8 protein-coding genes are annotated in these 8,160 nt (G+C 47.7%); 7 read left to right on the top strand and 1 reads right to left on the bottom strand.

The genetic code is table 11. From position 1 onward, the window contains the following. The coding region (locus F8N00_RS14180; RefSeq protein ID WP_421018421.1) for an ABC transporter permease at nt 1-1,085 on the top strand (1,085 nt) is incomplete at its 5' end. A gap of 55 nt (nt 1,086-1,140) precedes the next feature. Here the strand turns inward: F8N00_RS14180 and F8N00_RS14175 are convergent. After that, on the bottom strand, nt 1,141-2,439 hold the full coding sequence (locus F8N00_RS14175; RefSeq protein WP_023467352.1) for an ammonium transporter: 1,299 nt from the start codon (nt 2,437-2,439) through the stop codon (nt 1,141-1,143). Nucleotides 2,440-2,556: 117 nt separating this feature from the next. Here F8N00_RS14175 and F8N00_RS14170 point away from each other — a divergent pair, with 117 nt between their 5' ends. The 6 genes from F8N00_RS14170 to F8N00_RS14145 form a co-directional block, all read left to right on the top strand. Then, entirely contained in the window at nt 2,557-2,859 is a 303-nt protein-coding gene (locus tag F8N00_RS14170) for a MerR family transcriptional regulator (RefSeq protein ID WP_023467353.1), read from the top strand. 143 nt (nt 2,860-3,002) lie between these two features. After that, nucleotides 3,003-4,049 carry a uroporphyrinogen decarboxylase gene (gene hemE / locus F8N00_RS14165; protein WP_023467354.1) on the top strand — a complete coding sequence of 349 codons (1,047 nt, stop codon included), beginning with the start codon at nt 3,003-3,005 and terminating at the stop codon, nt 4,047-4,049. Then, the gene (gene hemH / locus F8N00_RS14160) at nt 4,046-4,978 is read left to right on the top strand and encodes a ferrochelatase (protein WP_023467355.1); all 933 of its coding nucleotides are present in this window, start codon (nt 4,046-4,048) and stop codon (nt 4,976-4,978) included. The genes hemE and hemH overlap by 4 nt, the downstream gene beginning before the upstream one ends. Then, on the top strand, nt 4,968-6,377 hold the full coding sequence (gene hemG / locus F8N00_RS14155; RefSeq protein WP_075641985.1) for a protoporphyrinogen oxidase: 1,410 nt from the start codon (nt 4,968-4,970) through the stop codon (nt 6,375-6,377). The genes hemH and hemG overlap by 11 nt, the downstream gene beginning before the upstream one ends. Nucleotides 6,378-6,513: 136 nt before the next feature. Beyond that, the gene (gene cls / locus F8N00_RS14150) at nt 6,514-7,965 is read left to right on the top strand and encodes a cardiolipin synthase (protein ID WP_410756311.1); all 1,452 of its coding nucleotides are present in this window, start codon (nt 6,514-6,516) and stop codon (nt 7,963-7,965) included. A 75-nt stretch (nt 7,966-8,040) separates the two neighbouring features. Next, nucleotides 8,041-8,160, top strand: a 120-nt coding sequence (locus F8N00_RS14145) for an HAD family hydrolase (RefSeq protein ID WP_421018422.1), incomplete at its 3' end; no start/stop codon positions are given.

The following is an 8,160-nucleotide window of genomic DNA, read 5'->3' as shown; positions in this document are numbered from 1 at the left end:
CGGTGAAATATACAAGGTACATGGCGAATGGCGGACTGTTATTTACCGTTTACTTCGTTATTTTGTACGGTTTAGTCGTCTACGGACGTTTCCTCGACCAACTCGATCCATCGTTTCCAGGTCGATTCGTCATGGCAGCCTTGTTTCTGATTTTACCGCTCTATCGGACGAGTCGGACGTTTCTCGTTGAGGCGGACCAAGTGTTTCTATTACCGGTGTTAGCGAAGTTATCAAGTTTCATGCAACAAGTACGAGCGTACAATGCGGTCTTTGGTATCATCCGTGCCGTGATTCCGTTTTTAGCTGTCGTTGTTCTCTATGTTCGAACGGAACAGACGACACCACTTGAACTTGTTTTACTTGGGGTAGCGCTTGCTTTGTTCGGAGCTGCTGCGAATTTATCAAAGCTTGAAGGCATCGCACATCGGACGGTGTTACTGTATGCGTGCGGAGCGGCGCTACTCGTCATCATCAATATGGCGTGGATGACAATCGTCGTCGCACTTCTCTTAATGGTCGTACTCCATTTAAAGCGTCAGGACCATCTTCCTCTACGCGAATGGATTGCGCTCGAACAGGAATCGCGTGATCGTTTTTATCGATTAGCGAACTGGTTCGTCGATGTGCCGCATTTATCGGCAACATATAAACGCCGTCGTCTCTTGAGTAACATGGTCGAGCGGATTCCATATCGAGCGCAAACGACATTCGATTACTTGTATGTCAAACAGTTCATCCGGAGTGGAGACGGGATCGGATTGATTGTTCGTTTGACGCTGATCGGGGCTGTGTTCATGTGGTTAGCGAGTGGCAACGAGTTGTTCGTTGCGCTTGCAATCCCTGCGTTTGCAGGATTGACAAGCTTTCAACTAGCACCGTTCACGAAGGCAGTGGACCAACATCTATTGACTCGTCTATTACCGTTTGGAAATGCTGTACAGGCGAAACGAAAAATCATCCGCTTCGCAGCAATCAGTCAATGCATCGTCTTGACGCTACTTGGATTCTTTTTAAGCGGATCCATCTATGTCGTTGGTGGGGCAGCCTTGGCGCTTGTGATTGGTGAATACTACGCTCGAAAATAATAAACAAGAAAGAGCCTACGCGATGAATCCATCGTGTAGGCTCTTGTTCTTTTTATTAATTGACGCGTTCGTTTGAGAGATCTTCTTCTTCGACCATACGCAATTCTTTGCTGACAGGAGCAGGGAGATCGTAAGAAGATTGACCATGTTCCGCAACGTCCAGTCCGCGGAGTTCATCTTCGCGTGTGATCCGAAGACCAATCGTAAGGTCGAGAACTTTTAAGAATGCATAACTCAAGACACTGACGATGACGACGGCAAAGACGACACCAAGTGCTTGAACACCGAGTTGCGTAAAACCGCCACCATAGAAGAGACCAGCTTGTCCGATCCCTGTGATTTCAACGAGTCGTGGTGAAGCGAAGAATCCAGTTGCGAGTGTACCCCAGATACCAGCGACGCCATGAACGGAGAAGGCACATAATGGATCATCGACACGGCTTGCGAGAAGAATGCTCGTTCCATATGTGATCACACCAGCGAGGAAACCGATGACGACAGCTGCCCACGGTTCGACGAAGGCACAGGCTGCTGTGATGGCAACGAGTGCAGCTAAGACACCGTTGATGATCGAAGGGATATCTGCGACACGACGGTGCCAGAATGAGATGGCAAGAGCACCGAGGGCACCTGCTGCAGTCGCAAGTAACGTCGTCAAGGCAACGTAACTAAAGAATCCATCGGCAATCGTTAGTGTCGAACCAGCATTGAAGCCGAACCAACATAACCAGAGGATGAAGGCACCAACGACAGAATAGATGACGTTGTGTCCGAGTAACGGTGTTTTTTCAGCACCGATTCGTTTCTTGAGCAGTAAAGCAGCAACGAGTGCAGCAATCCCACCTTGTAAGTGAACGACCGTTGATCCAGCGAAGTCTTGCATCCCGAGCGAACCAAGGAATCCACCTGCCCAAACGGAACGTGCAATGATCGGATAGATGATAGCAACGAAAAACGTTCCGAACAACAGGTAGACGGATAATTTAGCACGTTCTGCGAATCCGCCCCAAGCGATCGCGAGGGAGACAGCGACGAATGAGAGTTGGAAGAGGAACTTCACATCAATCGTGATGTTCGACCAATCAAGACTGCTGAATCCTCCTTGTAAAAAGAATCCTTCCGTTCCGATGATAGAATTGCCATCACCAAACGTCAATCCGAATCCGATGGCCCAAAAGGCGAGAGCGGCAACCGAGAAGCTGATGATTTGTTTGACGGCGACGTGCCCCGCGTTCTTCGCCCGTAACATCCCTGTTTCTAGAAGTAAGAATCCGATTTGCATCGTAAAGACGAGCAGTGCTGCGAATAAGACATAAAACGTATCGACTGAGATAGCGAGTTGTTCCAGTTTCATTGTCGTTCCTCCTTTATCCATTTAAAGTATGTGTTTACTTTAGACGGAAATACTTTCAAAGAAACGTGTTGTGTCAGAAAATCTGACATGGTATTTTTGTGGAAAGGAGTGACGAAGATGAACTACCGTGAAAAAAAGGTGATGTCGATCGGAATCGTCTGTGAATTGACCGGCTTGTCAGAACGTCAGATTCGTTACTATGAGGAACGGAAGTTGATCTTTCCAGAACGGACAAATGGAAAAACACGAAAATATTCGTTTACGGATGTCGAGCGACTCGTCGAAGTCGCGGAAAAAATCGAGGATGGCTGGCGTACGCACGAAATTCGAGAAAAAGAACGTAAGGTAACGGAACAGCAACGTTCAGACTTGATCCGCGGTCAGTTAAACGCTGCGTTCGGTCTTTACAAGAAACAGTGAACATTTCATGAACTGGTAACAGAACTGTCATTTTGTAAACGATTTATTGGCACAGACTTCTTAATTTCAGATATAATGTTTCTGTGTTCACAAACTTATCGTACGTTTTTTTGGGGCGTTAGAACGAGTATAAAGGGGTAGTTATGATGAAGAAATTCAATGATACGTTTTTGCGGGCGATCCGTGGCGAGCAGATTGATCACGTTCCCGTCTGGTACATGCGACAAGCAGGTCGTTATCAAGCGGAATATCGTGAAATCAAGAAGACGCGGACGCTTTTCGAGATCACACATGACTCGGAACTAGGCGCATATGTGACAGAACTACCTGTAAAACAATTAGGGGTCGATGCAGCGATTCTGTATAAAGACATCATGACGCCACTTCCATCGATGGGCGTTGACGTCGAAATCAAGAGTGGTATCGGTCCAGTCATCGCGAACCCGATTCGCACGATGGCAGATGTCGAAGCATTACAACCATTCAACCGCGAAGATATTCCATATATCTATGAAACGATTCGTTTGTTACGAGAACGACTCGAAGTACCGTTGATTGGTTTTTCCGGGGCACCATTCACGCTTGCGAGCTATATGATTGAAGGTGGTCCTTCGAAGGGATACCATAAAACGAAAGCATTGATGTATGGACAACCTGAGGTATGGCATGCCTTAATGGAGAAACTAGGTGACATGGTCATCGATTACATCAAGTCACAAGTGGATGCAGGAATCCAAGCGTTCCAAATCTTTGACTCATGGGTCGGAACGACAAGCCGGAAAGATTATGTCCGTTACATCAAGCCAACGATGGAACGCATTTTCACGGAATTAAAAGATACAGGCGTGCCGATGATCATGTTCGGTGTAGGAGCGAGTCACTTGGCAGAAGAATGGCACAGTTTACCGTTAGACGTCGTCGGACTTGATTGGCGTTTGTCGATTGACGAAGCACGTGAGCGTGGATTGACGAAACCTGTCCAAGGAAACCTCGACCCGTCTTATCTGCTAGCACCGTGGGATATCCTTGAAGCAAAAACGAAGGAAATTCTCGACATGGGAATGAAGCAACCAGGATTTATCTTTAACCTCGGTCACGGCATCTTCCCGGAAGTCGATCCAGAAGTATTGAAACGTTTGACTGCATTTATCCATGATTATTCGAAAGAAAAAATGGAGGTAGGAAAATGAAGACGTTAGGACTACTTGTTATGGCGTACGGTACGCCATATAAACCAGAAGATATCGAGCGTTATTATACGCACATCCGTCGCGGGCGCAAACCGTCTCCAGAAGCATTGGCAGAGTTGACGGAACGTTACGAAGCCATCGGTGGTGTCTCACCACTCGCACAAGTCACGATTGATCAGGCTGAAGAGCTACACCGTCAACTGTCTGAGAAATATGCTGGTGAAATCGAGTTCAAACTCTATCTTGGTCTGAAACACATCGAGCCATTCGTTGAGGATGCTGTCGAGCAAATGGCAAAAGACGGCATTACGGAAGCGGTCACGGTCGTTTTAGCACCACACTATTCAACGTTCAGTATCCGTTCATATAACGGTCGTGCGAAGGAAGTCGCGGACCAACATGGTATTCGTCTCGCGTCCGTCGAATCGTGGTACAAAGAAGAAGCGTTTCTCGATTGGTGGGGGAAAGAAATCCGCAAGACGTTCGACGCTTTACCAGTACCTGAAGAGAAAGCCGTTCTCGTCGTTTCAGCACACAGTCTACCTGAGAAAATCATTGCAAACGGTGATCCATACCCAGAGCAATTGAAGGAAACAGCCGAATTGATCGCGCAACGTGCTGGTGTACCGCATATGATCACAGGCTGGCAATCGGCTGGACAAACGCCAGAACCATGGCTTGGACCAGATGTTCAGGATTTGACACGTGACGTCTACGAAGAAAAAGGATATGAAGCATTCGTCTACGTACCCGTTGGTTTCGTTGCCGATCACCTAGAAGTATTGTTCGATAATGATTACGAGTGTAAAGTCGTCTGCGACGAACTCGGAATTCACTATGCGCGACCTGTCATGCCAAACGCGGATCCAGCTTTCATGAAAGCTGTCACGGAAGCCGTCGCGAAACAGGTGGGTAGTTATGTCCAGTAAACGTCTCGTCATCGTGGGCGGTGGTATATCAGGACTTGCAGCCGCCTATTATGCAGAGAAGCAGTTTCCAGAGATGAACATCACGTTACTCGAGGCAGAGGGTCGTCTCGGTGGTAAGGTGGCGACATATCGGGACGAAGGATTGACGATCGAGCGGGGACCGGATTCATACGTCGCACGGAAACACGTGTTGACGGATCTCATCGAAGAGATCGGATTAGGGGAGCAACTCGTTCGCAATAACACGTCGCAAGCGTATATCTTGGATGCGCGCGGTCTCCACCCGATTCCAAAAGGTGCCGTCATGGGCATCCCGACCGATTTAGAGTTATTCGCAGAGACGTCTCTACTGACGGAAGAAGAAAAGGCAGAGGTGACAGAACGCTTGCTTCACCCTGCTCCTAATTTGACGATTCCGGAAACAGACATCCCATTAGGGGAATACCTGCGTCCGCGTCTTGGAGATGCGCTCGTCGAGAAGTTGATCGAACCGCTTCTTTCAGGCATCTATGCGGGTGATATCGACCGGATGAGTACGTTCGCGACCTACCCGCAATTCGTTGCGAATGAGCAAAAGGCTGGAAGCTTGTTCGAAGGGATGCGCCTCATGCGTCCGCTTGATCAACAACAAGGTCCGGCGCTCAAAGCGACAGGTCAATTCCTATCACTTGCTACTGGACTCGAGTCTCTCGTCGAGCGTTTAGAAGAGGTACTCGAACGGACAGAGATTCGTCTAGAGACACCACTTCGCTCCATCGAACGGGAAGAAGACGGGCGGTATCGTCTCGAAACGGATCATGGTCCAGAATATGCTGATGATATTTTGTTGACGATTCCGCATCGCCAAGTCGTGTCCCTGTTACCAGATGCGACGCTTCCAGGGCTTGCGAACCTTTCAACACACTCGACGGCGACGGTCACGTTGATTTTCGATAAGGAAACAGCGTTACCGATTGATGGAACGGGATTCATCGTCAACCGTCGGGCGCCGTATTCAATTACAGCATGCACGGCGATTGATCAAAAGTGGAATCATGCAGCACCGAATCATACCGTGCTCCGTGCCTTCATCGGACGCCCCGGAAAAGATGCACTCGTTCGTGAAACAGACGAAATGATTGAACGCGTCGTCTTAGAAGATCTTGAAAACATCTGTGGTCGTCCATTGCAACCGGAACGTGTCGTCATCAGTCGTCTCTTAGACGGCTTACCGGCCTATACGGTAGGACATGCACAGCGGATTCAAGAAGTGCGAGAAATCGTCGCTTCTCACTATCCACACATTCATTTAGCCGGACTCGCCTATGATGGTGTTGGTTTGCCAGACTGTGTAGCAGGTGTCAAAGCGACGCTTGAACAAATGGCGTTACAACAACCGGAACCATGTAAAGAATCATGACACACCTAAACCTTTTTGAAGCTAGCCGTGCTTCAAAAAGGTTTTTTTGTCTTCAGAAGAATGACACGGAAGGAAACGGGAATAAGAGACAGAGGAATCAAAATTGAAGAATACCGTTGAAGCGGGAGGGAATCGTATGGTGGAAGTATGGAGTACGTTCACGATCATCATCGTCTACGGATTGCTTATCATGAATATCTTGGCTGTCCTGACGGTTATTTTTCTTGAGCGGCGCGATATTGGTGCGACGTGGGCATGGGTATTCATCTTGTATTTCGTTCCGCTCGTTGGGTTTCTCGTCTATCTGTTTTTCGGAAGACTGTTGAAAAAAACGAATTTTTATCGTGTCACGGATGAAGAACAACTGGAACAGGATAGACGGATTGCCTTACAGAAAAAAGAACTTGTCACGATGGGACGGCACCCGATGATTCAAAAACATCGGGATATGATTCGGATGAACTTAATGTCGAACGGTTCCCTGCTCAGTCTCTCGAATCAATTGCAGATTCTTTCGGATGGCGAGCAAAAATTCAATCGGATGATTCAAGATATCCGCCAGGCTGAGCATGAAGTGAACATCCAATATTACATCATTCAGAAAGATCGTCTCGGATTAGCGTTGATCGATACATTGACCGATTGTGCCCGTCGTGGGATCAAAGTCCGTCTATTGTATGATGCTGTCGGATCACGGAGTCTCAAACGGACGGATTTCAAGGAGTTACTCGCGCACGGAGGAGAAGTGTTTGCCTTTTTCCCGTCGACGATTGGATTCGTTAATTTTCGATTGAACAACCGGAATCACCGTAAATCCTGTATCATCGACGGTCGAATCGGCTATATTGGTGGGTTCAACGTTGGTACGGAATATCTCGGGATCGATGAAAAGTTCGGCTACTGGCGGGATACACATTTTCGCTTGGAAGGTGACGTCGTTCATGATCAACTCGACCGCTTTATTCTCGACTGGAACCAAGCAAGTGACGTCTATACGGAAAAATCATTGTTTTACTATGGAACGCATAGGATTCAGGATATATTACCGATGCAAATCGTCACATCGGGTCCGGATTCCCGTTCAGAGTATTTGAAGCTTGCCTTGATCAAGATGATCAACGAAGCAAAACGGACAATTTATATCCAATCGCCTTATTTCATTCCAGACACGAGTTATTTAGATGCATGTAAGGCAGCCCTTCTGTCCGGAGTGGAAGTCCGTATCATGATTCCGAACAAACCGGACCACCCATTCGTTTACTGGGCAACGACTGCTGCTGTAGGAGAGTTGTTATCGTACGGAGCTAAAGTCTACACGTATGAACCTGGATTTTTACATGCGAAGACGATCGTCGTTGATGGCGAGATTGCTTCAGTCGGGACGACGAATATCGATGCGCGAAGTTTTCGGTTGAACTTTGAAATGAACACGATCGTCTATGATCAGGCAATAGCGATTGAACTAGAACGTCTCTTCCTCGCTGATTGTGAGGTATCAAAGCTCATGACGGTCGAGTCGTATGCCGCGCGTTCAAGAACGATCAAATTCAAGGAAAGTATTTCGCGTTTGTTGTCACCGATTTTGTAAACCGCGTTTACGACCAGTCAAAATGTGAAAAATGGTATAGTGGTATGGAAATAGAAAAAGAGGAGAGTGAAGACGATGGCAAATCCAATCAAGCTACTCGTATCAGACATGGACGGAACCGTTCTTTCGGGCAAGCAACGAATTGAACCGGAGACGATTCAGGCAATTGAAGCGGCACGCGAACAAGGTGTCGAA

This window comes from Exiguobacterium sp. A1_3_1, from assembly GCF_048985645.1.
In the GTDB taxonomy this organism is placed as follows: domain Bacteria; phylum Bacillota; class Bacilli; order Exiguobacteriales; family Exiguobacteriaceae; genus Exiguobacterium_A; species Exiguobacterium_A indicum.
The sequence above is the reverse complement of the archived record's forward strand: the minus strand, read 5'-3'. Positions and strand labels throughout refer to the sequence as shown.

Coding starts and splice junctions, on each gene's coding strand:
- F8N00_RS14170 (WP_023467353.1), top strand. CDS start 2,557: ATGAACTACCGTGAAAAAAAGGTGATGTCGATCGGAATCGTCTGTGAA.
- hemG (WP_075641985.1), top strand. CDS start 4,968: ATGTCCAGTAAACGTCTCGTCATCGTGGGCGGTGGTATATCAGGACTT.
- hemE (WP_023467354.1), top strand. CDS start 3,003: ATGATGAAGAAATTCAATGATACGTTTTTGCGGGCGATCCGTGGCGAG.
- F8N00_RS14175 (WP_023467352.1), bottom strand. CDS start 2,439: ATGAAACTGGAACAACTCGCTATCTCAGTCGATACGTTTTATGTCTTA.
- cls (WP_410756311.1), top strand. CDS start 6,514: ATGGTGGAAGTATGGAGTACGTTCACGATCATCATCGTCTACGGATTG.
- hemH (WP_023467355.1), top strand. CDS start 4,046: ATGAAGACGTTAGGACTACTTGTTATGGCGTACGGTACGCCATATAAA.